Annotated in this window: 19 protein-coding genes and 1 pseudogene; 3 read left to right on the forward strand and 17 right to left on the reverse strand. The window is 70.6% G+C overall.

From position 1 onward, the window contains the following. Positions 1-134: 134 nt before the first annotated feature. The 4 genes from fxsT to fxsA form a co-directional block, all read right to left on the reverse strand. The gene (gene fxsT / locus ACIBCU_RS28520) at positions 135-4,067 is read right to left on the reverse strand and encodes an FxSxx-COOH system tetratricopeptide repeat protein (protein WP_399234911.1); all 3,933 of its coding nucleotides are present in this window, start codon (positions 4,065-4,067) and stop codon (positions 135-137) included. Next, the gene (fsxC, locus tag ACIBCU_RS28525; protein ID WP_399234914.1) at positions 4,064-5,365 is read right to left on the reverse strand and encodes an FxsC protein; all 1,302 of its coding nucleotides are present in this window, start codon (positions 5,363-5,365) and stop codon (positions 4,064-4,066) included. The genes fxsT and fsxC overlap by 4 nt, the downstream gene beginning before the upstream one ends. A gap of 150 nt (positions 5,366-5,515) precedes the next feature. Next, complete coding sequence (fxsBH, locus tag ACIBCU_RS28530; RefSeq protein WP_399234916.1) at positions 5,516-7,792, reverse strand: radical SAM/SPASM protein FxsBH, inactivated beta-hydroxylase extension form; 2,277 nt, start codon at positions 7,790-7,792, stop codon at positions 5,516-5,518. 111 nt (positions 7,793-7,903) lie between these two features. Further along, positions 7,904-8,068 (reverse strand): FxSxx-COOH cyclophane-containing RiPP peptide, encoded by a 165-nt coding sequence (fxsA, locus tag ACIBCU_RS28535; RefSeq protein WP_362931874.1) that lies wholly within the window; start codon positions 8,066-8,068, stop codon positions 7,904-7,906. Between the two features lie 212 nt (positions 8,069-8,280). On the opposite strand from fxsA, the gene ACIBCU_RS28540 reads away from it, so the two are divergent. Beyond that, a complete protein-coding gene (locus ACIBCU_RS28540; RefSeq protein ID WP_362931876.1) occupies positions 8,281-9,210 on the forward strand; it encodes a DUF4231 domain-containing protein in 930 nt (309 codons plus the stop codon). 12 nt (positions 9,211-9,222) lie between these two features. On the opposite strand, the gene ACIBCU_RS28545 is transcribed toward ACIBCU_RS28540, so the two are convergent. From ACIBCU_RS28545 to ACIBCU_RS28590, 10 genes and pseudogenes are all read right to left on the reverse strand, one after another. Then, entirely contained in the window at positions 9,223-9,702 is a 480-nt protein-coding gene (locus ACIBCU_RS28545) for a hypothetical protein (protein ID WP_399234919.1), read from the reverse strand. A 188-nt stretch (positions 9,703-9,890) separates the two neighbouring features. Beyond that, positions 9,891-10,794: pseudogene (locus tag ACIBCU_RS28550) on the reverse strand (S1 family peptidase). A gap of 283 nt (positions 10,795-11,077) precedes the next feature. After that, positions 11,078-11,884: a DUF1684 domain-containing protein gene (locus ACIBCU_RS28555; RefSeq protein WP_362931881.1), complete on the reverse strand. Its 807-nt coding sequence runs from the start codon at positions 11,882-11,884 to the stop codon at positions 11,078-11,080. Positions 11,885-11,888: 4 nt separating this feature from the next. Beyond that, entirely contained in the window at positions 11,889-13,178 is a 1,290-nt protein-coding gene (locus ACIBCU_RS28560; RefSeq protein ID WP_362931883.1) for an NtaA/DmoA family FMN-dependent monooxygenase, read from the reverse strand. Beyond that, the gene (locus ACIBCU_RS28565; protein ID WP_362931885.1) at positions 13,175-14,251 is read right to left on the reverse strand and encodes an LLM class flavin-dependent oxidoreductase; all 1,077 of its coding nucleotides are present in this window, start codon (positions 14,249-14,251) and stop codon (positions 13,175-13,177) included. Before ACIBCU_RS28565 ends, ACIBCU_RS28560 begins: the two co-directional genes overlap by 4 nt. Before the next feature lie 15 nt (positions 14,252-14,266). Next, positions 14,267-15,241, reverse strand: coding sequence for an ABC transporter substrate-binding protein (locus tag ACIBCU_RS28570; RefSeq protein ID WP_362931887.1), 975 nt, complete (start codon positions 15,239-15,241; stop codon positions 14,267-14,269). 30 nt (positions 15,242-15,271) lie between these two features. Then, positions 15,272-16,024 (reverse strand): amino acid ABC transporter ATP-binding protein, encoded by a 753-nt coding sequence (locus tag ACIBCU_RS28575; RefSeq protein WP_362931934.1) that lies wholly within the window; start codon positions 16,022-16,024, stop codon positions 15,272-15,274. Between the two features lie 35 nt (positions 16,025-16,059). Further along, positions 16,060-16,962 (reverse strand): amino acid ABC transporter permease, encoded by a 903-nt coding sequence (locus ACIBCU_RS28580; RefSeq protein ID WP_399234923.1) that lies wholly within the window; start codon positions 16,960-16,962, stop codon positions 16,060-16,062. A 46-nt stretch (positions 16,963-17,008) separates the two neighbouring features. Continuing rightward, positions 17,009-18,850, reverse strand: coding sequence for an FAD/NAD(P)-binding protein (locus ACIBCU_RS28585; protein WP_399234925.1), 1,842 nt, complete (start codon positions 18,848-18,850; stop codon positions 17,009-17,011). Further along, positions 18,847-19,713, reverse strand: coding sequence for an amino acid ABC transporter permease (locus tag ACIBCU_RS28590; protein ID WP_399234927.1), 867 nt, complete (start codon positions 19,711-19,713; stop codon positions 18,847-18,849). Before ACIBCU_RS28590 ends, ACIBCU_RS28585 begins: the two co-directional genes overlap by 4 nt. A gap of 450 nt (positions 19,714-20,163) precedes the next feature. On the opposite strand from ACIBCU_RS28590, the gene ACIBCU_RS28595 reads away from it, so the two are divergent. Continuing rightward, a complete protein-coding gene (locus ACIBCU_RS28595) occupies positions 20,164-21,102 on the forward strand; it encodes an ABC transporter substrate-binding protein (RefSeq protein WP_399234929.1) in 939 nt (312 codons plus the stop codon). Between the two features lie 30 nt (positions 21,103-21,132). Here ACIBCU_RS28595 and ACIBCU_RS28600 read toward each other — a convergent pair whose 3' ends face one another. Continuing rightward, complete coding sequence (locus ACIBCU_RS28600) at positions 21,133-22,344, reverse strand: DUF5685 family protein (RefSeq protein WP_399234931.1); 1,212 nt, start codon at positions 22,342-22,344, stop codon at positions 21,133-21,135. 307 nt (positions 22,345-22,651) lie between these two features. On the opposite strand from ACIBCU_RS28600, the gene ACIBCU_RS28605 reads away from it, so the two are divergent. Next, complete coding sequence (locus ACIBCU_RS28605; protein WP_362931899.1) at positions 22,652-23,092, forward strand: cell division protein SepF; 441 nt, start codon at positions 22,652-22,654, stop codon at positions 23,090-23,092. A 22-nt stretch (positions 23,093-23,114) separates the two neighbouring features. Here the strand turns inward: ACIBCU_RS28605 and ACIBCU_RS28610 are convergent, their stop codons facing one another. Together ACIBCU_RS28610 and ACIBCU_RS28615 are read right to left on the reverse strand one after the other, a co-directional pair. Then, on the reverse strand, positions 23,115-24,344 hold the full coding sequence (locus ACIBCU_RS28610; protein WP_399234933.1) for an acyl-CoA dehydrogenase family protein: 1,230 nt from the start codon (positions 24,342-24,344) through the stop codon (positions 23,115-23,117). A gap of 89 nt (positions 24,345-24,433) precedes the next feature. Continuing rightward, positions 24,434-26,167, reverse strand: coding sequence for an MFS transporter (locus tag ACIBCU_RS28615; RefSeq protein WP_399234935.1), 1,734 nt, complete (start codon positions 26,165-26,167; stop codon positions 24,434-24,436). Between the last annotated feature and the right edge of the window lie 72 nt (positions 26,168-26,239).

The raw sequence follows: 26,239 nt of genomic DNA on the forward strand, positions 1-26,239 counted from the left end.
CGGGGCACCCGCACGGCAGCCGCCGGGCACACGTCAGCCGGCCGGTGGATGAACGGTGAGCGACGGCACGGGGGACCCGGCGGCGCGGCCCGGATCCTCACCGGGCCGCCCCTCCGTGCCTCAACTCCCCGGTGTCACACCGACATCGGCTCCAGCTCGCGCCAGAACCTCCGATCGTCCCGCGCTATCCGGGCCAGCGGGTGCTCGTCACCGAGCTGTCGTGCCAGTTCGTCGCCCGTCTCCGCCCGCAGACTCAGCGCCTCGTCCTTGCGTCCCATCGCGTCGAGCGTGACCGAGAGGTTCGACGTCATGGCCAGGGTCTCCGGGTGGTGCGCCCCGAGAACATCCCGGAGCTGGCCGGCGACCCGCCGCTCCGTCTCCAGGACGAGTTCGAGATCGCCCCGCGCGGCCGTCGCGTTCGCCAGGTTCATGACGCAGAACAGCGTGTTCGGGTGCTCACGGCCGAACACCTCACGCATCGAGGCGACCACCCGCGTCAGCAGCTTCTCCGCCTCCAGCGGTGCGCCCGTCCCCGCGAGGTAGGCGCCGAGATTGTTCTGCGCGGCCAGGGTGTACGGATGGTGCTCCCCCGGCACGTTCATGTACTGGTCCACCACCTCCTGCGCGGTGTCCCTCGCCTCGACGGCCTCCCCCGCGGCGAACAGGTCGGACGCCAGGTTGAGGTCGCAGGCCAGTGACTCGGGGTTGGCCGCGGTGTACTTGGCCCGGTACCTCGCCCGGGTGGCCACCGTCAGCCTCCGCGCGTCCTCCAGCTGCCCCGCCCTGCGCAGCGAGACCGCCAGACTCTTGGCGGCGCTGAGCGTGGTGGGGTAGGTCCGGCCGAGGGTGGCCTTGTACGCGTCGTAGGTCCGGCTGAGCAGACCGACCGAGTCCTCGTACCGCCCCACCTCGCGCAGATCACGTGCCAGCGAGATGGCGGAGGACAGACTGTACGGATGCTCGGGACCGAGGACCTCGGACCGCAGGTCGTAGACGTCCTGGTCGATCTCCCTGGCTCGGGCGTACTGCCCCACGCTCCGCAGGTTCAGTGCCAGGTTGTTCGCCGCTGCCAGCGTCCGGGGATGCCTGTCGTGGAAGATCTGGCTGAACCCCTCGTGCGCCGCGGTCGCCAGCTCGATCGCCTTGCCGTAGTCACCGAGGAGGCCGAGGTCGATCGCCAGGCTGCTGGTGGTCATGTATGTGTGCGGATGCTCCGGCCCCAGCACCGCTCGCTGCCTGCCCAGGGTCACCTCGTCGAGCTCCTTGGCCTCCACGTACCGGCCACGGGTGCGCAGGATGTTGGAGAGGTGGAAGCAGAGGTAGAGGTACTGCAGATCCTGGTTGCCCAGCATCTCCCGCCATGTGTCGCGGAGTTCGTCCCCGAGCCGGCCCGCCGTCCGGACGTCTCCCCGCTTCCACAGGTAGCGCACCCGGTCGATCAGCAGCCTGCGGGTCTCCGGATCCTTGCAGTTGCGCGCGTCCGACGGGCCGAGGTGCGGCCAGATCGTGGCGAAGCGCGGCCAGGTCGCCGGGTTGTCGATCGGCTCGTCGTCGTCGGGCCGGGCGCCCGCCAGGATGCGGTGGACGACATGCCGCGCCTCGCGCTGCTCCTCCTCGCTGAGCTGGGCCCTGATCACCGCCTGCACCAGACGGTGCACCTGGATGGAGTTCGACACCTGATCGACCTTGGCCAGGGCGAAGCGGCCGATCTCCCGGATGACCCGGCCCAGGACCAGCTTCTCCTGGAGCGAGGCGTCGTACGGCTTCAGCGCCTCGATCATCTCCTTGCTGTAGAGGAGATTCGCGGAGATCGGCTCGGGCGCGAAGAACGCGCAGAGCTGGAGCAGCCGCACCGCTGCGGGTGAGCGCTCCTTGAGGCGTTCGATGGAGATGTTCCAGGTGGCGGCGACGGGCTGCGGATACCCGGCCGGCTGGTTCAGGGCCAGGACCTCCGGGGCCTGCTGGGCCAGCTGCTCCAGATAGGTGTCGATCGGGGTCGCGGTCTCCGCGATCCAGGCCGCCGCCTGTTCGACCGCCAGCGGCAGGTCGCCGACCGCGGTGGCCACCTGGGCGGCGTCCTCGTCGCTCAGCCCCGGTGCACGGCGCTGGAGGTGCTCGATCGACTCCTCCCGCAGGAACACGTCGACGGGCAGCGCGTCACCGTGCTGCGACCAGGACTGGTTCCTCGACGTGACGAGGATGTGACCGGATCCGCCCTGCGGGAAATACCGGCTGAGGCGTTCCGGATCATCGGCGTTGTCGAAGACCAGCAGCCAGCGTTCCGAGGGCACCCCCCGCCGCAGCAGGTCCACGGCTTCCTGCGAGGCGGCCGCCATGTCGTCCCCGCCCTGGGCGCCCAGCCGTACGGCGAGTTCGGCGAGGCTGGCCACGACGTCGTCGATCTGCTCCGACGATATCCACCACACCAGGTCGTAGTCGGCCATGAAGCGGTGCACGTACTCCAGGGCCACCTGCGTCTTGCCGACGCCGCCCAGGCCGTACAGGGTCTGCGGCTGCGGCAGCACGACGGCCATGCCGCCGCCGAGCTGGTCGCGCATCCGCTCCAGGACCAGGGAGCGGCCGGTGAAGCCGGGGTTGCGGGGCGGTGCGTTCCAGATCCTCGGCACGGTGCCGGGGAAGCGGGGGCCGGGCGACATCCCGTCGCCGAGCTGCACCGGCCGGTCCAGGGCGCGCATCAGGGCCGTGGTGGCGTGCACCTCGTCCAGCCGGAAGAGGTCGACCGGGTTGCGGTCGATGTACGGCGCGGAGAGCCGGACGTCGCTCACCCTGAGCGGCAGCAGCTGACGCCGCCCGCCACCGGGGTCCTCGGAGACCGCGCGCTCCCAGAGGTCCACGGCCCGCTGGGACTTGAGGTAGGCGCTGGAGAGCAGGACGACGGTGCGGGTCGCGGTCTCGACGGCGTGGTTCGCGTCCAAGGGGCCGGGCTCGGCGGAGACGTCGCGCGGGACCACCCGGAACCCGGCCCGGGTGAGGACAGATTCGATCCAGTCGGCCCACATGCGGTTCTCCGCCACATAGCTGAGGAAGAGATCGGCGGGCAGAGCCGGCCTGCGCCGGGTGAACGCGTCGCGGATGCGCAGCCGGACCTCCTCACCCACCGGGGGCATCGAGGTGATCTCCTGCTGGGTGACGACCGCGGTGAGACGCTCGAACGCGGACAGGAGGGAGTTGCTGAGCCCGGCCTCGTCGCCGAAGGTCGCGAGGGTCTCCTCGTACGCGTAGTAGGGGCGGTAGGGGATCTCCACCGCGCCCCAGTAGGCGGTGAGTTCGTCGCCCGACAGGTCACGGGGCAGCCGGTCGAACTTCAGCCGGGCCAGCGCCCGCCCGGCGTCAGCCTTCTCCTTCTCGCCCTCGTCGATCCGCATGGGGACGGGGAAGATCGAGATGGGCCGGCCGGTGTAGCGCTCGGCGATCTGCCGGGCGACGGAGGCCGCACCGTCGATGGACTGGTCGCTGAGGGTGAAGCAGTCGACGAGCACGTCCGGGAGGTGGACGGTGCAGATGTCGGCGATGTCACTGAGACCCGTACGGCTGTCGATGAGGACGTAGTCGTAGTTGGCCTTCATGTCGTCCCGCAGGGCGTCGAAGAAGTGGCCGCCGCCGAGCCGGTCGTAGAAGTTGTCCCAGTCGAAGGTGGAGACGGTCGCGGAGTACTCGCGGTTCTGCCGTCCGGCGGAGACGAAGTCGAGGGTGCCGCCCCTCGGGAACTCCCAGCCGAGCGCCTCGGGGGTGAGCGAGACGGCGTGCGGCTGGATACGGGCGTAGTCGCGGTGCCAGTCGTCGGCCCGCTGGGCGGGGTTGGTCGCGGCCCAGGCGTATTCGGTGATCAGGTCGATCACGCCGGTGGTGGCCCCGAGCGTCGAGGGGTCGAGGAAGGGGTGGAAGAACCGGTGGAGCCCCGGTGCCTCCAGGTCCCAGTCGACTGCCAGCACCCGCTTGCCGTTGGCGGCCAGGATCCAGGCGGTGTTGGCCAGGGCCATGGTGCGCCCCGTACCGCCCTTGTACGAGTAGAAAGTGACGATGCGCCCGTCACGACCGGCTGTCATACGTCCTCCGCATCCGTCGCAGGGTCGTGCATGTCGGGTATGAACTGGGTGTTGCCCATGGGCCCCATCAGCCGCGTCCGCTCGCTGTGCCGCCCACCGGCCGGTGGATAGACCGTGGCGTGCCTCAGATACTGCTGGGCAGCCACCTCGACCACTTGGGGCAGGATCTGGCCGAACGCTTCCATACTGAGTACCCCCTTGGCCGCGACACGGCAGAAGGCCCGCCCCTGCTGCATCTTGACCGGCATCGTCTGCTCGAGTTTCTCGGTCAGTTCGGCTTCGGCCGCCCTGCTCTGATGGTCCTCCCTGCACCACGGGACGACCATGGTCACCCAGGGCCGGTTCTCCCGGTCGAAGGCGGCGAGCCGGCGTCTCAGGTCCTCGTCCCGCAGGGCCCAGCGGTCGACCAGGAGGATCTCGGGGGAGCTCGGCGGCTGCTTGCCCTCCCGCTGGCCGGGTTCCTCGTCGAACGAGGTGATGACGGCCTGGTAGTTGAGGGAGCGCACGAGCTCTTCGGCGACGTAGGCCAGCGGTCTGGCGGCGGCCGGATGGTAGGGGTTCCACTCCTGCGGATTGTCGCCGTAGTACTCCGGGTTCCGGCCCTCCGGCAGGTCGTGGCGGGTGGGGGCGGCGATGGTGATCCGCATGGGCCTCGGGGCGCCCGCTCCGCTGCCCGGCGCGCCGAAGGCGCTGGGGACGAGGCGGAAGTCGAGGGGTCTGCCCGAGCCGATCTGCACGCTGTCGGCGACGTGGACGATGCGTTTGGCCAGCTGGTAGACGGCCTGCTCGTAGTCCTGGGCGAACAGTGTGAGTTTGATCAGCCCGTAGAGCCCGTCGCTGACGTACCGGTCCCCGAAGTCCCGGTGGTTGAACTGTAACCGCTCGGCGGGGCCCGGCAGTTGGCTCGGCTGCACCGGCACCCAGAGCGCGGGCACGATCGCCTCCGCCGGCTGGTTCGACCGGGCCCGGTGGTGAATGGCGCGCTGCTCGAAGGCGTACCACTCCTTGCCGCACATCTCGCTGGCGAAGTAGCGCGGCGAGAAGAGCGGGACGAAGACCCGGCAGTTGGCCAGAACATTGCCCAGCCGTTCGGACCAGCCCTCGCCGGAGCGTATCTCCCGGTCCATGAATCCGGCCGGGGATCCCGCGGGAAGATTGGTCATCGCCATCACATGACCGCAGAGATCTTGGAAAAGCCGTTCGACCCACATGTCTGGGTCCGATCCACCGCCGTACCCCGGTGTATGCGCGTAGCTCAGAAAAAAGTACGGCCGATGGTCCGCTCGCTGTTGCGTCATGCGTGCACACGACCCCCGTCCTGTGTGAGCACCCGCATCCCAGGACTGTGGAGAGGGTGCGAGCGAATTCATCATTCCGGAGCGGACCGTGCTCCACCCCCACGGCGTTCGGTCAATCAACGCCGCTTTTCAGTCATCCATACCCAGGAATCATCGAACAGGTTCTTGATCCACGGCATTCATGAGGATGTTCATCCCACTTGTCCCATGTACACCTCTCGCCTCGTCACGGAGCGCCCCCAGCAGTCGCATTCCTCCGACAGTGGGTTCGGCCGCCGCGTCCATCATGTCGAGCGCCTCGGGCACTCCGTCCATGAATCCGGGAACGAGGAGGGAAAGTCCCACGCGTTCGTACGTGCCGGCCAGGAGCCCGGAAAAGGGGACCTTCACATTCCGCTCCCAGGGCAGCCGGTATTCCCAGGCTCCGTCCAGCGCGTAGAGATCCGTGACGTCCAGGAGCGCCCGCAGCCTGGCCCGTCGCAGACCGCGCAGCAGCGCGAGGGCGAGCTCCCGGGTGTCCTCGGCCCACACGAGTCCGACGGTCCCGTGGCCGTGCGGCCGCTTCGTGTTGCGGCCGGCGACGAGCGGGGTCAGCGTGGTCAGGCTCTCCGCGGCGTCCGCCGCCTGGCGTGGCGCGGCCCGTTCCATCAGCTCCCACGCCCGGCCGACGCCCTCGGCCCAGGCCTCCGCGTCCGTCGGGCTCAGGCGGGGCGCGGCAGGAGCGTCGAAGCAGTCCCGGTACGGGTCCAGGTCGTCGAGGGCGAGCCGGGGAGCGCCTCCCGCTGCGACGTGCCGCACCGGGAGCCAGTCGGACCCCTCCGCCTCGCTCGCGACGATCCGCTCACCGCCGCCCTCACGCCGGACCGCGAACCCCTCACCGAGGGCTCGTACGAGAACCCGTCCCGTCCCGCCAGGCCCGGCCACCCGCAGCTCGCCGAGGGTGGGAAGGAAGAGCCTCCCGTCCCGGTAGTCACAGGGCACCTCCAGGCCGAGGCCGGACCGGACCGCGGCAGCCGCGACGTACGACGACAGTCGCAGCGCCTGGCCGACGGCTTCGGGCCGTTCGGCGTGCAGCCCTTCCAGGACGTCCAGCAGCCAGGTACGCGTATAGGGGTGCGCCACGACGCGGTCGAGCCCCGCGGCGCCCTCGCCGGAGGACTCCAGGACGCCCGCGAGCCCCCATGCCTCGTCCCACCGGGCTCCGCCACGGCCGTCCAGCGCCTCGTGGAGGCCGGCGAGGAGCGTGCGGGTCAGGTCGTGCTGCTCGGCGGCCAGTTCACGCCGGTCGGCCAGGGCCGGGGACACGGCGGACGCGCTCGTGCGCGCCTGGATGCCCCGCACCAGCGCCTCCAGGTCGGCGCAGTAGACCGACGGGTTGTCGAAGTCGTTCGCCGAGCTGTACCGGTGGGTGTAGAGCCCACCGCCGCAGGAGCGTACGACGGGGCACCGGCGGCACGTCTCGCTGACGCCTGCCAGGCCGAGCTGCCGCGCCCGGACCCCGGGGTGGGCGGCCACGTCGTCGAAGGAGTGCGAGAACACGTCGAACCCGGTGGCCGCGGCGCCCTCGTAGGCGCTCTTGAGCGAGTCGACCTGTTCCAGCTGACCGTCCGTCTCGACGACCACCAGGTCCGTGGGGGCGAGCCCCAGGGACTCGGTGAGACTGGGGCCGCCGCTCAGCGTGGAGAGCACCGAGGAGAACAGGCGCACCGGCACCGGGCTCCCCTCCTCCTGCCAGCGGTCGAAGACCGCGAGGAGCCACTCGGCGTAGGCCGTGGGCGATCCGTCCGGGCGGGGCGGCGGCTCGTCCCGTGTGGCGTGCGGGAGGAGGAAGTCGATGAGCGGCGGATCGAGTGCCACCAGGGCGTCCAGCACCGCGTGCGGGTCGTTCTCGATGTCGACGGTGCACAGGAGCCCGAGGTTGAGATGGCGGTAGCGATCCTGCCGGAGGAGCTCGACCGCCTTCAGCACGAGGGGGTGGCTGCTGCGTCCGTCGGCGAATCGCCGGTGCCGGTCGTTGGCCGTACGGTCGCCGTCGAGGGAGATACCCACCTTGACGTCGAACTCGTCGAAGAGGTCCAGATAACGGGGGCTGAGCTGAAGGCCGTTGGTGTGGATCCTGAGGTCCAGATCGGCGACGCCCGCCAGGGCCGACCCGAACTCCTCACAGACGCGCCGCAGCCGGGCGGGGCCCGCGAGCAGAGGCTCCCCTCCGTGCAGGATCACTGACACGGAGGGCAGTGCGTGTGTCTTCGCGTGCTCAGCGAGGCGCTGCGCCGTTCTGGAGATGACATGATCAGAAACAGTCTTCGGCCGGGTTCTCCAGCTCTGATCAGCATGTTCGTAGACATAGCAATGATCGCAGGCTAGGTCACACCTGCTGTGAACCTTCAGGACGATTTCGCGGAACGGGACCGCGGGGCCTGTCATTCCACCACTCTAGTCCAGCCGCGCCGTGAATCCGGACGACGGGCCACAGTAGCCGATCGGCCGAACGGGTGGAATTCTTACAGCTTTACGGCAGCGGCGGCCCTGCTGTTCCTACAGCGAGGAGTTGAATGTCGAGATCTGTGTCGGACGGCCGCCTGCCGTCGCGAGCACCCGGCCCATCTTCTCAGCTGCTGCACTGCCGGATGCGTCGATCTTCGCAAGCGGCACACGACGCTTCGCGACAGCGAAGCTCGGGATGGATTCGTAGGTCTTCACGGCCGTCCTTGAGGGGCTCGTTCCGGACACGGAAACAGCACCGGCACCTGCACCATTGCAGTGTCCGGCGGCACGACTTTACTCTCATGGCCCCGGTGTGCAACTCGACTCGTACAGCCGTAACCCGAGTGATTTGCGGGACTACTCCAAATGGGCCGTAACCCATTCAGGCACCGCCCGGGGTGACCACTACATCGAATACAGGGGTGATCATGACGGCGATTCCAGGACCGCTGCAGAGCATGGTCTTCAGGAGCGCTGATCTGCCCGCACTCTTCCACCACACCGACGCCGTGGCCGTCGCACGCCAGCGCGAGGCGGTCAACACCACCCGCGGCCAGCTCGTCCTGCTCGTCCTGGGCACCGTGCCCGCCGCCCTGCCCTGGCACGCCGAGATCGGGTCCGGTATCCAACTCCTCAATGGTATCGCGGTGTTGGCGTACCTCGGTGTCCTGATCACGACCTACCTCGGCTCCCGGCGCAAAGCAAAGTCGCACTGGCAACTCAACCGCTCCGCAGCGGAGTTCATCAAGTCCAACTGCTGGCGCTACGCGGTCCACGGCTCGCCCTTCGACTCCTCCGTCCAGCACGCCGAGGCGGTGTTCGCCAGCCGGCTCGAGGAGGGGCTCCAGGAGTTGCGGAAGGTGGGATGGGACGACCCGAGGGAGGAGATGGCGGACTCGGGCGGCGGTCTCATCACCGCGTCCATGAGGGAGTTGCGGGAAAAGGCGTTCACCGTACGCAAGGAGACGTACATCCGGGACCGGCTGATCGAGCAGCGGCGCTGGTACCGCAGGCGCAGGCTGGTGTCGCGGCGCGGTGCACTCGTCTGGTCCAGCACCATCGCCGCGCTGACGCTCCCGGCGCTGGTCCTCGCCGTGCTGCAGACCTTCGGCGGCGCCGGGTCGTTCGCGCTCACCGGGACGTTCTCCGCCGCTGCCGCCGCCTGTCTCGCCTGGAACGAGATGCGCCGCCACCATCCTCTGGTGACCGCGCACTCCCTGGTCGAGGACGACCTGGAGAACATGCAGGCCGCGATGGAGACCACCCTCACCGAACGGCAGTGGGCGGCCGCCGTCTTCGAGACCGAGCGGATCGTCTCGCCCGAGCACACGGACTGGCTGGTCAGGCACCGGATGTGAGTGCGCGTGGGCTCAGCCGCGCTCCACACCGTCGCGCCAGATGACGGTGACCGGCCGGCCCAGGCTGCGGGCGTACGTCACGATGTCGCCGGTGCCTCCGAGGCCCCGTGCGGGCATGCCGTCCCAGACCGCGATCAGCCGGTCGCAGTGGTCGGCGATCCAGGCGCCCGCCGCGTAGTAGGCCTCGTCGGTGGAGTGCGGGAAGTCCAGCCGGATCTCGCGGACGGCCCGTGCCTTGAGCGTCCGGTAGCGCGCGAGGTCAGCCTCGTCGGCGAAGCCCTCCTCGTAGTCCCCGCTGGGGATGACCACGGTCAGCTCCGCGCCCTGGGCCAGTGCGAGGTCGGCGAAGAGCTGGTCCGCCCCGACCGCCAGGCTGGAGAGCGCCTCCAGGGAGCCCTCGTGTCCGCACAGTGCCGCCTTCAGCCCCTCCAGCACGTGCTCCTGGGCCTCCGGGGGGATGGAACGGTGACCGGTCACTCCGATGCGTTTCACGGACCTGGAACCCCCCTGGTGTCTGCGGAGGGCTCCCGGAAGGCATCCCTCCGGACCGCACAGCGTCCGCCCCCCGTGGTACCCCTGCGACCGACCGTCCCCACATCCTCTCAAGAGCCGCGGGCCGAAAGGGAGCCCCCGCCGGGGATCGGCGGGGGCTCACGGGAGTGCGGCGGTGCCCGGCCGGGTCAGAACACGCTGACGCCGTACGCGCTGAGTGCTTCGGTGACCGGCTGGAAGAAGGTCGTCCCGCCGGAGCTGCAGTTGCCGCTGCCGCCGGAGGTGAGACCGATCGCCCGGGTGCCCGAGTAGAGGGGGCCGCCGGAGTCGCCGGGTTCGGCGCACACATTGGTGCGGATCATGCCGTAGACGATGTCGCCACTGCCGTAGTTGACCGTGGCGTTGAGGCCGGTGACGGAGCCGCTGTGGGTGCCCGTGGTGGAGCCGCGCCGGGTGACGGACATGCCGACCGTGGCGTCGGCCGCGCTGGTGATGTCCTGGCTGCCGACGGTGCCGGACTTGGTGACCGAGGTGTTGGTGTAGCGGACGATGCCGTAGTCGTTGGTCGGGAAGCTCGATCCCGTGGTCGTGCCGAGGACCGTGGTGTGGGCCGAGTCGGACCACCACGTCCCGGCGCCGTCGGTGCAGTGACCCGCCGTCAGGAAGTAGTAGGTGCTGCCGCTGCGGACGTTGAAGCCGAGGGAACAGCGCCAGCTGGAGGCGTAGACGGCGTCGCCGCCCGAGATCAGCTTGCTGAACTTGCCGGGGGTGCGTTCGATGCGCAGGGCGCCCGCGTTGGCGCCGGCGGACTCCTTGATCCGGTTGATCTCCGTCTGCGAGACGGTGCTGTCCACGGTGACGACGACCCGTCCGGTCGCCGGGTCGACGTTCCAGGCGGTGCCCGCGACGTCGGCGTCGAGCACGGCCTCTCCGGCCGCTCTCAGCTGGTCGGCGCCGTATGTTCCGGCCTGGTCGGCGTTTTGCCGCAGGGACGGCGAGGGCGGCGACGGCTACGATGCCTGCGGAGACGGCCGTGATCCGGGTGCGTCTCGCGGTGCTGCCGCTGCGGGGGTTGGTGCGCTTGATCCTCACTTTTCATTCCTCCCGAGGGGAATCGGGGGCCCGCATGTGGGGTGGCCGGACCCGTGAGGCGCGGTCATGGGGCACGACAGGGTTCCGAAAAACGTTCGAATTTCGGATGTGTCGTACTCCTGAAGGGCGCTGCTCGGGAGTATCAAGGGGCGTCAGGAGGCCGCGCAAGGGCGCCTTTTCGGACGTGGGCGGGCACGGCGTGGCGGGCCCCGGCAGCCCTGGGGCCACCGGGGCCGGCCGGGCTGACGGGGCCGCCTCCGCCTCGCGTCCGGGGTGGGACGGTTCAGCCGTCGATACGGTTCCGCTCCCCCGCGGGGACCGCCACCGTGAGGGTGTTGCCCGGCGGCGGGAAGGGGCAGATGAAGTGGTCGGCGAAGGCGCACGGCGGCAGCAGGGTGCGGTTGAAGTCGACGTGCACCCTGCCCTCCGCGTCGGGCGCCGGAGGCCTCAGGAAGCGGAAGCGGTAGCTGCCGTTCCCGCTGGTGGTGTCGGCGAAGACGGCCCAGAGCGAACCGTCGGGCTCGACCGCCACCTGGAGGGTGCGCTCGGCGCCGTCCAGGGTGAAGGCGATCTCGCCCGCGAGCCCCAGCCCCCGCCGGCGCCCGTCGGCGTTCTCGACGCGCACGGTCCGGTCGGAGTCGTACGGCCTGAAGGTGCCGTCCAGCGACCACTTCGGGTCGTACGGGGTGGCGTCGATGGTCCGGAAGGCGTGCCTGGCCGGGGACTGGGGGTCGAAGTCCCGTACGGCCCAAAGGCCTTCGCGGCTCAGCACGACCAGGCGGCGCTCGCCCTGTGCCACCCGGGAGGTGTCGATGGGTCCGCGGTCGGCGCCGAGGCGGACCTCGCCGGACAGCGGCTTCGTGTCGACGGTCAGCCCGTCCTCGGGGGTGGCGGTGAGCACCACCTCGCCGCCCTCCTCGCGCCACTGACCGGGCACGGCCGGAATTCGACCCTCCGGGTGGTCGGCGAGCCAGTGGGTGCCGGTGAGGGAGAGCGGGCCGTGCGGCGCGGCCACGGCGACGATGCGCCGCTCGTGCCAGCGCTGCCAGGCGTGGAACTCCTCGCTGTCCTGCTGTGCGTCCGTGCTCATGCGGTCAACTTTTCCATACGGGCCGGGCCAGGCCGAGGTGCGACCTCAGCGTGGAGCCGGTGTATTCGGTGCGGAAGGCCCCGCGCTCCTGGAGGAGCGGGACGACCTGGTCGACGAAGCCGTCGAGGCCGCCCGGGGTGAGATGCGGTACGAGGATGAAGCCGTCGGCCGCGCCGGTGGCGACGAACTTCTCCAGGTCGGCGGCGACCGTCGAGGGGGAACCGATGAAGGACTGCCGGGCCGTGGCCTCGATGGCCGTCTGGCGGATGGACAGCCCCTTCGCCTCGGAGAGCTCCCGCCATCGCGCGGCCGCGGCCAGCGGGTCCGCGACCCGGACCCTGCCCTGGACCAGGTCCGACCCGGGGTCCGGGTCGATGTCGGGGAGGGGCCCGTCGGGGTCGTACGAGGAGAGGTCGCGGCCCCAGATCTGTTCGAGGGCGAGGATCGCGTTCTGCGGCGACACCTGCTGGTGGCGGATCTCGGCGGCGGTCTGCTGGGCCTCCGCGTCGGTGTCGCCCAGGACGACGGTGACCCCGGGCATGATCTTCAGGTCACCGGGCTGCCTGCCGTATTTCGCGAGGCGCGCCTTGACGTCGGCGTAGAACCGCCGGCCGGCCTCCAGGGTGCCGTGCCGGGTGAAGATGACGTCGGCGGCGGAGGCGGCGAACTCCCGGCCCTCGTCGGAGTCCCCGGCCTGGATGACGACCGGGTGCCCCTGCGGGGAGCGCGGGACGGTGAACTCCCCGGAGATGTCGAAGTGCTGCCCGGAGTGCGCGAACGGGCGCGAGGTGCCGTCCGGCGTCCAGGAGTCCCACAGCTCACGTGCCGTGGAGACGAATTCGGCGGCGCGGGTGTACCGGTCGGCCCGGTCGAGATAGCCGCCCCGGCGGAAGTTCTCGCCGGTGAAGGCGTCGGACGAGGTCACCACGTTCCACGCGGCACGCCCGTCACTGAGGTGGTCGAGCGTGGCGAGGCGCCGGGCGAGTTCGTACGGCTCGTTGAAGGTGGCGTTGACCGTGGCGGCGAGCCCCAGGCGTTCGGTGACGGCGGCCAGGGCGTTCAGGACGGTGAGGGACTCGGGGCGGCCGACCACGTCCAGGTCGTGGATGCGGCCGTTGTGCTCGCGCAGCCGCAGCCCTTCCGCGAGGAAGAAGAAGTCGAACTTCCCGCGCTCCGCGGTCCTCGCCAGGTGCTCGAACGAGGAGAAGTCGATCTGGCTCCGGGAGCGCGGATCGGTCCACACGGTGGTGCTGTTGACGCCCGGGAAGTGGGCGGCGAGATGCATCTGCTTCATGAACGGCCCCCTGAGGTCCTCGCGAGCGTGTGACGGTTGGCCGGCCGGCCGAGGCCGAGGTGCTCGCGGAGTGTGCCGCCCGGGTGGAAGGTGCGGAACAGGCTGCGGTGCTGGAGCAGGGCCACCGTCCCGTTGACGATCCTCTCCAGGTCGCGCTCCGGTGTGATGGGGGTGAGGTGGAAGCCGTCCACGGCTCCGCCCCGGTGCCACCGGATGATGAGTTCGGCGAGGTCGACCGGGCCGCCCCGGAAATAGGTCCCCCGCCCGGCGAGCTGCGGACCGCTCTCCAGACCGGGTTCGGGTGCCTTCTCGGCGTCCCCGAGATCGACGGTGAGGGCGACCAGGATCCGCAGGGCGTCGGGGTCCCGGCCGTGGGCCGCGGCACTCCGGCGCAGGTCGTCGCGGAGCGCGGCCGCCTGTTCGGGCGAGGTCGCCCGTACGTGGACGACGTCGGCGTACCGCGCGGCGGTCTCCCGGGCGGGGCCGCTCGTGCCGTCGATGACGGTGACGGGCCGGCCCTGCGGCGGCCGGGGCACGATGGCCGGGCCCCGGACGGAGAAGGTGCTGCCCTCGAAGTCGACGTGGTGCAGCTTGTCGCGGTCGATGAAGCGGCCGGTGGCGACGTCCCGGATCTCCGCGTCGTCCTCCCAGCTGTCCCACAGCCGGGCCCCGACGTCGGCGACCTCCCCCGCCTCCTGCCACAGGGCGCCGGCGGGTGCGGCGGACCGCCGGCCGAACAGCCGGGCCTCGGCCTCGGTCGTCGACACGTCGGCCTGCCACCCGGCCCGGCCCTTGCTGACCCAGTCGAGGGTGGCGACGGCGGACGAGACGTGGAAGGGCTCGGTGTGGGTGGTGGTGACGGTCGGTACGAGACCGATCCGCGTGGTGGCCGGGGCGACCCGGGCCATAACGGCGAGCGCGTCGGGGCCCGGGCGGCCGAAGGAGTCACTCAGGGTGACGTAGTCGAGCGCTCCCCCTTCGGCGAGGCGCGCGAGTGTGACGTAGGAACCCGCGGCGTAGCGCGGGGGGCCGCCGATCTCGGCGGCGAGGTGGAGTGGCCTGGTGGCGGACATGGGGAACCTCTCGGGTCAGTTCTCGGTCTTGGGGAGGCCGGGCGGGTTGATCTCCGACTTCTCGACGGCCTCGTTCGACAGACCCCAGCGCTTCAGCACCTTCGCGTACGAACCGTCCTGGATGATGTGGTCGATCGCGGCGCCGTACGCCTCGGCCAGGCCACTGCCCTTCTTCGTGGTGGCGGCGATCTTCCCCTGGATGCCGTCACCGCCTCCCGAGAGCGTGCCGATGATCTCGGACTGCCCGGCCGAGGCCACGTGGTAGTTGGCGGAGGGGCTCGGGCCGAGGTAGGCGTCGATGCGGCCCGACTGGAGGGCGAGGTAGTAGTCGGTGTCCTTCTGGAAGTACTTGATGTCCACCGGCTTCCGGCCCGCCTTGACGTTCTCCTCGCTCCAGTCGACGAGGATCTTCTCCTGGTTGGTGCCGGAGGCGACGGAGATGGTCTTCCCCGCCACGTCCGAGGGGCCGTCCACCTTCCAGCCGGAGCCCTTCCTGGCCTCGAAGGCAATGTTGTCGAGCCGGTAGGTCGCGAAGTCGTACTTCTCCTTGCGCTCCTCGGTCACGGTGACGTTGGAGAGGACCCCGTCGAACTTGGAGCTGTCGAGACCGACGAAGAGGTTCTCCCAGGAGACCTCCTCGAACTCCGGCTCCAGGCCCAGCGTGTCGGCGATCAGGGTCGCGAGGTCGATCTCGCTGCCGATCCGGGTCTTGTCGTCGGTCGCGTAGAAGCCGAGCGGTGGCGAGGCGTCGGCGCTCGCGCCGAGCCGGAGCGTGCCGCGCTCGCGGACGGCGGCCGGCACCTCGGCCGCGATGGAGTCCACCTTCCTGCCTCTGATCCGGTCCTGGTCGGGGCCGATGTTGATGCCCGTGTCCTTCTGCCCCTTCGGGCGGATCACGTCCTCGGTCGCGTCGCTGCTGCCGCAGGCGGTGAGCAGCCCGGCGGCGGTGAGCGTGGCGAGGGCGGCGGCGAGGGTGCGGCGGACGGACACGTGACTGCTCCTTGATTGCGGGGACATGGCTCAGAGGACCTTGGAGAGGAAGGCGCGGGTGCGTTCCTGGACCGGGCGGTCGAGTACGTCGGCGGGCGTGCCCTGTTCGACGATCCGTCCCTCGTCCATGAAGACGACGGTGTCGGCGACCTCGCGGGCGAAGCCGATCTCGTGGGTGACGACGATCATCGTGGTGCCCCCGTGGGCGAGGTCCTTGATGACGTCGAGGACCTCGCCGACGAGTTCGGGGTCGAGCGCGGAGGTCGGCTCGTCGAAGAGCAGCAGTCTCGGTTCCAGGGCGAGGGCGCGGGCGATCGCGACGCGCTGCTGCTGGCCGCCGGAGAGCTGCTTGGGGTAGGCCCCGGACTTGTCGGCGAGCCCGACGCGTGCCAGGAGCTTCTCGGCCGCGGCGACGGCGTCCTTGCGGGGACGGCCGAGCGCGGCGACCGGGGCCTCGATGACGTTCTCGAGGACGGTCAGGTGAGGGAAGAGGTTGAAGTTCTGGAAGACGAAGCCGATCTTGGTGCGCTGGCGCAGGACCTCGCGTTCGCGGAGCTCGTAGAGCTTGTTGCCGGACCTGCGGTAGCCGACCAGCGTGCCGTCGACGCTGATCCAGCCCTGGTCGACCTTCTCCAGGTGGTTGATGGTGCGCAGCAGGGTGGACTTCCCGGACCCGGAGGGGCCGAGGACGACGGTCACCTCTCCGGCGCGCACGGACAGGTCGATGCCGCGGAGGACCTCGAGCGGACCGAAGCTCTTGTGCACGGACCGGATCTCGACCATGGCGTCGGGTCCGGTGACTTCTTCTGTGGGTGCGCTCATCGCACGGCCCCCTTGGCGTAGTGACGTTCGACGTAGTACTGGAGGACGGAGAGCGCGGTGGTCAGGAGGACGTACCAGACCGTGGCGACCATGAGCAGGGGCACCACCCGTCCGTTGCGCCCGTACACGACCTGGACCTGGTAGAAGAGTTCGCCGATCGCCATCACGGAGACGATCGAGGTGCCCTTGAAGAGGGAGATGATCTCGTTGGCGGCGTTCGGCAGGATGGAGCGCATCGCCTGCGGCAGCACGATGCGCCGCAGCTGGCGCAGCCGTGGGATCCCCAGCGCGGCGGCCGCTTCCAACTGCCCGCTGTCCACCGCGAGTACGCCGCCGCGGACGATCTCCGCCGCGTACGCCGCCTGGTGCAGGGCGAGCCCGAGGACGGCGGCGCTCATCGCGCCGACGAGGTTCATCGTGTCGAAGGTGACGAATCCGGGCCCGAACGGGATGCCGAATTCGAGCTCCTTGTAGAGGTACGCCAGGTTGAACCAGAACAGCAGCTGGACGATGAGCGGGATCGAGCGGAACGCCCAGATGTACGCGTACGACACCGCTCTGAGGAACGGGCTGGCGGACAGCCGCATGAAGGCGAGGACGATGCCGAGCGCGAAACCGATCACCGTGCCGTAGAAGGTCAGCTGCAGGGTGATCCACACGGCGCGGAGGATGGTCTCGGTGGTCACGAAGCGGGCGAAGACGTCCCATTCCCAGCCGGGGTTGGTGACCAGGCCGTTCAGGAACTGGGCGAGCAGCACGGCCGTGGCCGCGACGGCCACCCAGCGCCACGGGTGGCGTACGGGGACGACCTTCAGGGCCGCGTACTCCTGGACTGCGGGCTCCTCGTCGGTGGCGGTTCCGGCCGGTGGACGGACGGGTGGATCGCTGGTCAGCGACATGGTGCGGGTTCCTTCTGCGACAGGATGCGAAACAGGGGTGCCGTGCTCACGCGGTGAGGCGGTCCCGACAGGAGAGGTCGCGCAGGAACGCGAGGGCCGTGCGGGCGGTGGCGTCGTTCTGCCGGAAGGCCGGGCCGCCGGTGCGCGGCCGGGTGAAGGCGCCGCCGCCACGCGCGGTGGTGTAGGGGCCGAGGGCGAAGCGGCGCGGGTGCGGGCTGCCGTCGAGCTCCAGGACGCGGTTGTCGGCGGGGTCCACGGAGAGCAGCCCCGTGTCGGTGCCGGCCGCCCCGTCCTCGTACAGCGCGCTCAGCAGCGGGCTGCGGGTCCTGCGCAGCGAGGGGTCGGGCAGCCGGGCCTCGACCAGGGCGCGGGCCTCCGTGTACGCGCCGGGCACGGTGGCGCTGCGGGCGCGGAAGACGCCCCGTTCCTCGTCGGACTCGACGGTCATGCCGGCGCCGAGGAAGCGGACGACCCCGGCCTCCGAGAGGGCGAGGAGCTGGCGCAGCCGGGGCCCGGGAGGTCCGGAGGCGAGGTAGCTGAAGAAGCCGTGCCACCGCTCGCCGATGTCACCGGCGCCGACCAACTGCCCGTATACGGAGAGCAGTCCGAGGAACACCGCGAGGTCGGAGCTGTGCGCGGGGTCGTGGCGGCGTTCGAGATCGGCGGCGATGTAGGCGCGCAGCCCGTCCTGCAGTGAGTCGTACGTGGCATGGCGCACCCCGTCGAGCGGGTGGTCGAGGGCGTCGAGGTCGAGCCGGTCGGCCGGGTCGGGGACGGCCGAGGCGACGAGCGCGGCGAGCTCGGCGCTGCCGGGCTCGGCGACGGCGTACTTCTCCTCGAAGTCGCCCAGGTCCACGGTGGTGCGCTCGGGATGGGCCGTGAACAGCCGGTGGTAGTGGGCGTGGCCCAGCTCCTTGGTGATCAGCGGCCACAGATCACGCCGGTAGTCCACGGGGCCGGGCCTGCTCAGGACCTCCTCCACCTGGGCGCCGCCGAAGTGGCGGGGCAGGGGCGGCCGTTCGCCGTCCCAGGTGTAGCCGATCTTGGAGTGGTACGGGACGCCCCGCCGTGACCCGACGTACAGGACCGGCTCCCTGCCGGAGGGGACGTAGACCCCGTCCTCGTACCGTCCGCCGCGCCCCTCGGTCAGCAGCACCATCAGGTCGATGAAGGCGAGGCCGAAGCCGCGTACGAGGACGGCCTCGCCCGCCGGTACGGCGGACAGGTCGGTGTCGGCGGTGAAGTCGGGCGGCAGGTGGACCAGCCCGTGACGTGCGGCGAAGGCGGCCAGCTCCTGCTGTTCCGCGTCCGGTTCGGCGTCGAGGTGGCCGACGGTGAGGACGACCAGGTCGGCGACGAGCGCCTCGGCGCGCCCCTCGATCCGGACGCGCTGCCGGCCGTCGCGGGAGCCGGAGACGCGCAGGGCGCGGCCGTTGTGTTCGTGGAGCCGTACTCCGGGCGGGAGCGCGGCGACGGCCTGTCCGTACACCCAGCGCAGATAGGCGCTCTGCAGCCGCCGGCTGGGGAAGCCCTGGCCGCCGAGACCGCGGATCTCCTCCAGGACCCCGGGGTCGGCGGAGATCACGGTCCGCCCCTCGCGGACGTCCGCGGCCCAGGTGTGCAGGGCGGGGCCGGGGCACACCGGGCCGTCCAGCTGGACGGTGTCGTCGGTGAACATGGTGACGTCCTCCGCCATGGAGTTCATCCAGAGCAGCGGGGACTGGTCCTGCCGCCAGATCCGGCCGCCGCCCGGCGGGTAGGGGTCGACGAGGTGGATGTCCAGGGGCCGGTCGCCGTACAGCTCGGCGGCGTTGGCGGCTATGCGTTCGATGACGCCGGTGCCACGCGGTCCGCCGCCTATGACGACGAGCGTCGGGGTGTCGCTCACCGGGCACCCGCCGTGCCGCGTGCGTAGTGGCGTTCGACGTAGTACTGGCCGACGGAGAGCAGCGAGGTGATCACCGCGTACCAGAGGGTGGCGACCAGCAGCAGCGGGATGACCTCGTAGGTGCGGTGATAGACGAGCTGCACGGAGTAGAGCAGGTCCTGCACGGCGATGATGCTGACGATCGAGGTGCCCTTCAACGTCCCGATCAGCATGTTCCCGGCGGGCGGCACGATGGAGCGCATGGCCTGCGGCAGCACGATCCGCCGGAACCGGCGCCCGGGCCCGAGACCGAGCGACTGGGCCGCCTCCAGCTGTCCGCGCTCGACGGACAGGATGCCGCCACGCACCACCTCGGCGGCGTACGCGGCCTCGTGGAGTGTGAGGCCGATGACGGCTACGGCGATGGGGCTGAGCAGGTTGACCGTGTCGACGCCGAGGATCTGCGGGTAGAGGGCGCCGATGTTGAACCAGAAGAGCAGCTGGACGAGGATCGGTGTCGACCTGAACAGCCAGATGTAGCCCCAGCTCACCGCCTGGAGGACGGGGTTGCCGGAGAGCCTGAACACGGCGAGCAGCGTGCCGAGGGCGAAGCCGAGCACCATGACGAGGCCGGTGAGCCACAGGGTGAGACCGAGGCCGCGCAGCACGGAGCCGGTCGTGAGGTACGCGCCCACGACGTCCCACTGGAAGGCGTCGTTGCGGACGACCGAGACCAGGACTCCCCCGAGGAGGAGCATGACGGCAACGGCCGCCGCCCACCGGCCGGTTCGGCGTACGGGGACGATGCGAGGGGTGTCCTCCCCGGCGCGCTCGTCCGGCGGGACGGGAAGTGACGGGGTAGGGATTTCTGTCTGCGCGGACATGCGAAGGCTCCGTGGATGCAGAGATCGAACACGGGGCGTGCCTTCAGCGCGAAACACAACGTGGACCGGGCCCCTCAGCGCCGGTCCGCTTCCGAGAAAAGCGCCACCCGGTGCCGTTGTCAAGCTTGTCCACAGTGTGAGCCGTACGTATCGGTTCAGTTGACGCGCCTCCGGATGCCTGTTCCACTTGGGCCATGTATTCGCAGCAGTGGCTGGTCACCCGCTCCCACATCGACTTCGGTCGCGTGTGGTCCTGTTCCTGTTGAGCTGACCCCCCTGCGTCTCCTTTTCTCCCGCTCGCGCCCTTGCCGGCGCTGGAGCGGATCCCCCTGCGTTCCTTCGCGTACACGACGTGGCTCGACCCTCCCCTCGTACAGCTGATCTCCCGCCCCGACGCTCCGTGCTGCCCTGGCCCCGGAGCGGGGTCGACGAATCCGGAGAGACTCCGTCATGCCCAGAACCAGGCAGACCGCTGCCTTCGCACTGATCACCGTGGCCGCACTCGCGCTCAGCGCCTGCGGGTCGGGCGGCCCCGCCGCCTCTCCGGCCGGCGCGGGATCCGCGGCCAAGGGCAGGATCCCGACGACCGACGTGGTCTCGTCGGTGAAGAAGAACGAGGACGCGGCGAAGCTGCTGCCCGGGAAGGTGCGCGCCGCGGGCACGCTCTCCATCGCGACCGCCACGGGAGCCCCTCCCGGCGCCTTCTACCTGGAGGACGGAAAGACGCTCGCCGGGGCCGACATCGACTTCGCGGACGCGGCGGCCAAGGCGCTGGGGCTGAAGCTGAAGCGGGAGGTCGCGTCCTTCGAGGCGATCCTGCCGGCCCTGGGCAGTGGCAAGTACGACCTGGGCACGGGCAACTTCGGGGTGACGGACGAGCGCAGGAGGACGATCGACTTCGTCACCTACATCAACGACGGGCAGGGCTTCGCCGTCCGTGACGACAGCGATCTGAAGAAGGTCACCGACCTCACGCAGCTCTGCGGCCTGACCGTCGGCACCGGCGCGGGCACGACCTTCGAGGCGACCCTGGAGGAGAACAAGCACCTGTGCGCCGACGCGGGAAAGAAGCCGTACGAGGTCAAGACCTACTCCGATCCGTCCGCGGTCTGGATCTCGCTCCAGCAGGGCCGCAGCGATGTCGTGATGAACACGATCAACGGGCTGCGCTACGGCGTGACCCAGCTGGACGGGCTGCGCTTCCTCAACGAGTTCAAACGGCTCGACGTCGGCTTCGCCTTCAAGAAGGGCACCCCGCTGGCACCGGCCTTCCAGGCCGCGGTCAACGGCCTCGAGGCCGACGGGACCTACGACCGCATCCTGAAGAAGTGGGGCACCACCGGATCGGCGATCCGGACGTCGCGGATCTCGCCGCCCGAGATCAGGTGAGGCCGCCGGGTGCGAACGGCTGACTTTCCGTCAGCAGTCGCACCCGCAGTCGCAGCCCTCACAGCAGCTGCAGCAGTTGCCGCAGCAGTTGCAGCCCTCCCCGCAGCCCTCGCACCAGTCGCAGCAGTCGGCCTTGTGGCAGAGCCCTTCGCGCTCCTGACCGCTCCACGGGTCGTTGAAGCTGCCGGCGCAGCACATCTGACAGGTGCAGGCGAGCCCCGCCCAGACCAGACAGCCGGCTATGAGGCCGCGCCGGTTGCGGGGCGGCTCGGGCGGGAGCGGCGGACCAGGAGGACCGGACGGACCCCCCGGGGTCGGTGCGTACGGGTTGCCGGGCGGCGGGCCGTAGGCGTCCGAAGGCTGCCCGCCGGTCCGGTGCGAGCACGCCCCGGGCCCGAAGGCCCGGTCAACGGAGCGCCGCAACTCGTGCACCAGGAGCACGTGCGCCAGCGTGCCGTGGGTGAATTCCGCGTCCCGCATCGCCAGGCGCACCCCGTGGAGCGCGTCGTCGCAGAGGCGGCGGGCCTCGGTGAGCGGTGTGCCGGTCGCGGTGAGCGGGTTCCAGGCACCCGACGCGGCGTCAGCTTCGCGGTCCTCGACGGCATCCAGCAGGTGGGCGAGCCGTCCGAAGAGCCGCCCCGCCTCGGCGAGCGGCTCCGCGTTCTGCGGCTTGCCCGCGAGTACGGCGGTGTGCGCGAAGGCCGCGGCCGTCGCCGTCTCGGTGGGCTCGGTGACGGTCAGCAGCGGGGTGCCGGGGCCGGCGAGGGACTCGATGCCGGTCTGCCGGTCGACCGCGTCGACCAGGACCGCGGTGTCGAATCCGAGCTCGGCCCCGGTGCGCGCACCGGCCCTGTCCCAGCCCGCCGCGACCCGGCGTGCGGCGGCGGCCACCGGGCGCCGCTTCAACAGCCCGTCGCGGTCGGCCACATGGTCGCGCACCTTCGCGGACGCCAGCACGAGCGACACGGCGGCGGCGAGCCTGGCCCCCTCGCCGCGGGCGACCGGAGCCGTCCGCATGGAGCGCAGGGGGCAGGGGCCCGCGGTGCGCCGCTGTCCGGCGGAGCGCTCGGACTGAGCCTCCGTCAGGACCGAGACGATCAGGCCGTCATAGTTCGTGACGACCCGGGCGAACTGCCCGTGGTCCGCGCGAAGAGCGAGACAGAGCCCGCAGAGATGAGCCATCCACTCGGTCTTGAGCCCCTCGGACAGCCGATGGGTACATGGCCTCACGATTCCGAACACGACGATCCCCCGGGAGCCGTTCACTTGACGAGCCGCGCTCATGCGCCTGCGCGGGGTGCATCGTATCGAGCCGTCCGTTCACCCGTACGCCCCCCATCTCACCCGTACGGACGGGTGCATCATATTTTCCTTCCGCAAGCCCCCCTATGCGGTACGAACCCTGACGAATCGCCACATGTTCTGCACCAGTAGCGTCACGAATCGCCTGCGCGGCGACTATCCCCTTGGCGCTGTATCCGCATCATGGACGACCATAGGGATAGGAAAGAGATACGGAACCAACGAACCGCGGTGAGAGGAGGCGTCCATGGGATCGGTGCGCAAGGCGAGCGCCTGGCTGGGCCTCGTGGAGGACAACGACGAGCGGTACTACGACGACGAGTACTCCGAGGATGCTGAGACCGGCACGAATCAGCCATGGGTGACCGACCCGCGCGTGCGAGTCGCCTCCGAGAAGGCCGAGGACAAGGGCCGCCGGATCGCCACCGTCACCCCGGACAGCTTCCGGGACGCGCGCGCCATCGGCGAGCTCTTCCGGGACGGTGTGCCGGTGATCGTCAACCTCACCGCGATGGACCCCGGCGACGCCAAGCGCGTCGTGGACTTCGCCGCGGGACTGATCTTCGGCCTGCACGGTTCGATCGACCGCGTGGCGACCCGGGTCTTCCTGCTGTCCCCCGCCCACACCCAGGTGGTCAACGGCGAAGCCGCCGGCCGGCCCGCCGACGGCTTCTTCAACCAGAGCTGAGCAGGGCGCTCGCCGTAGAGCCCTACCGGAAAGCGTCCAGGCCGGTGAGCGCCTTGCCCAGCACCAGCTGGTGCATCTCCACGGTGCCCTCATAGGTGAGCACCGACTCCAGGTTCGTCGCGTGCCGCATCACGGGGTATTCGAGCGAGATCCCGTTGGCGCCGAGAATCGTGCGCGAGGTACGGCAGATCTCGATCGCCTCCCGCACGTTGTTGAGCTTCCCGAAGCTGACCTGCTCGGGTCGGATCCGGCCGGCGTCCATCCGGCGGCCCAGGTGGTGGGCGAGCAGGATGCCCTTGTGGAGCTCCAGGGCCATGTCCGCGAGCTTGGCCTGGGTGAGCTGGAATCCGCCGATGGGCCTGCCGAACTGCTCACGGGATTTCGCGTAGTCGAGCGCCGCCTCGAAACTGGCGCGCGCGGCGCCCATGGCTCCCCAGACGATTCCGTAGCGGGCGTGGCTGAGGCAGCTGAGCGGGCCGCGCAGCCCGGTGGCCCCGGGCAGGACCGCGTCGGCGGGCAGCCGCACGCCGTCCAGCACCAGCTCGCTGGTGACGGAGGCGCGCAGCGACCACTTGTGCCTGATCTCGGGGGCGGAGAAGCCGGGGCTGTCCGTCGGCACGACGAAGCCGCGGATCCCCGAGCCGCCGGCCGCCTGATCGGTCTGCGCCCATACGACGGCGACCCCGGCGACCGACCCGTTGGTGATCCACATCTTGCGGCCGGTGAGGATCCAGTCCTCGCCGTCCCGCTCCGCGTACGTCCGCATCCCCGCGGGGTCGGAGCCGTGGTCCGGCTCGGTGAGGCCGAAGCACCCGATCGTCTCGCCGGCCGCCATGCCGGGCAGCCACCGCTGCTTCTGTTCCTCGGAGCCGAAGCGGTGGATCGCGTACATGGCGAGCGAGCCCTGGACGGAGACCAGGGAGCGGATGCCGGAGTCGGCGGCCTCCAGCTCCAGACAGGCCAGGCCGTACTGGACGGCGCTCGCCCCGGCGCAGCCGTACCCCTGCAGGGACATGCCCAGCGCGCCGAGCGAGCCCAGCTCGCGGGCCAGCTCGCGGATGCCGGGGAGCTCGCCGTTCTCGTACCACTCGGCGATGTGCGGGAGGACCCGGTCGGCGGCCCAGGTGCGCACGGTGTCGCGGATCGCGAGGTCCTCGGGGTCGAGGAGGTCGTCGATGCCGAGCGGGTCACCCGGATCGAACGGCGCGGCCTTCGACGACGCGGACGGCTTCGCGGACTCGGTGGTGGACATGAGTGCCTCCGGCGGCTCGCACGGTACAGAAACGCGCCACGGTACTAAAACTAGCAGTGGTAGTTACGGCGCCGTGCCGACGTTACGGCTCAGCGTGCTGATCGTCCAGAGCCCGTGGCCTCGGCGGGTTCACGCCGGGAGGGAAGGGGGACCCGGCGCGCCGCGGCGTCGGACGCCGCGAGCGGACGGTGCTCGCCGCGTGGTGCGGACCCGGCCGTTCCGGGCCCCACGGCCTGCTCCGGGAGGGCGGCCTCCCGTTCACGGCACGCGCGCTTCACCGGCGGACAGTCCATGACGCGCGGGAGACGCAGCGCCGCCAGCGCACCGAGCAGCAGGAGTCCCGCGCTGACCAGCAGGGTGATGTGGAGGCCGTCGACGAAGGCGTGCCGGGCCGTGTTCCGCAGCAGGTCGCCCATGGGGCCGCCCAGCCGGCCGGCCACCTGGTAGGCCTCACCCAGCGAGTGCGAGGCCGCCGATCCCGCGGCGGCCGGCACACCCTCCTCGTGGAGCCGGGAGAGCCCGGGCGCGTAGGCCGCGTTCATGACGCTGCCGAGCAGGGCGATGCCCATGCCCGCACCCAGCTGGTAGGAGGTCTCGCCGATCGCGGCCGCACCGCCCGCCCGCTCGGCGGGGACCTCGCTCAGCATCGACTCGTACGCCCCGAACAGCGTGGACTGCAGCCCGAAGCCCAGCAGCACGAAGCCGGCGGTCAGCAGCACGGGCCGGTCGTGCTGGCCCATCAGGGTCAGCAGGAGCACCGAGGCCGCGGTGAGCACGAAGCCCCAGCCGACCATACGGCGGGGACCGACGCGGCTCAGGGTGTACGAACCCGTGGCACCGGCAGCCATCGCGGCGAAGGTCAGCGGCAGCAGCCGCAGACCGGTCTGCAGCGGACTCAGGTCCAGCACCAGCTGGAGGTACTGGACCGCGATCAGCTCCAGGCCGACCAGGGCCAGCATGGCGAGCACGATGCATCCGACCGCGGTGGTGAAGGCGGGCCGGGAGAACATCGCGATGTCGATCAGCGGATGCGTACGCCGCTTCTGCCTGCGTACGAAGAGGACGACCAGTGCGGCTCCGGCGAACAGCGGGACCAGGGTGGCGGGGTTCAGCAGCCCTTCGCCGCCGCCGATCCGCTTGATCCCGAGGACCACTCCGAGCACCCCGGCCGCCGCCATCAGCGCGCCCAGCACGTCCCACGGTCCGTCGTCCACGCCGCGGGACTCGGGCAGCAGCCAGCGGCCGACCGGGAGGATCACCATCATGAGCGGAATGTTGATCAGGAAGACGGAGCCCCACCAGTAGTGCTCGACGAGGAAGCCGCCGATGACCGGCCCGGTCGCGGCTCCGGCGGCGGCGACCGCGGTCCACACACCGATGGCCAGGGCCCGCTCGCGGCGGTCGGGAAAGACCTGGCGGAGTATCGAGAGCGTGGCCGGCATGATCATCGCGCCGCCCACGCCGAGCAGGGCGCGCGCGGCGATCAGCACACCGGGCGAGCCGGCCGTCGCGGCGAGCGCGGAGGCGACGCCGAAGAGCGCGTAACCGAAGAGGAGGACACGCCGTCTGCCGATGCGGTCGCCGAGCGTGCCGAAGAGGATCAGCAGCGAGGCGCAGACCAGCGGGTAGGCGTCCACGATCCACAGCAGGCCGACGGCGCTGGGCCGCAGGTCCTCGGTGACGGCGGGGACGGCGACGTGCAGCACGGTCGCGTCGAGCGCGACGAGCAGGAGACTGAGACAGAGGACGACCAGGACGACCCAGCGGTTGGCACCGTCGGCTGCTGCGCGCAGCCTGCTCACAGCCGTGGACGTCCCAGTCATGTACGTACCTCCCACAATGAGTCCTCGCGCTCGGCAGACCTGCTGGGGCCGGCTCACGGCGTCCCCCCGGGC

Source organism: Streptomyces sp. NPDC051064 (assembly GCF_044455985.1).
Lineage (GTDB): Bacteria > Actinomycetota > Actinomycetes > Streptomycetales > Streptomycetaceae > Streptomyces.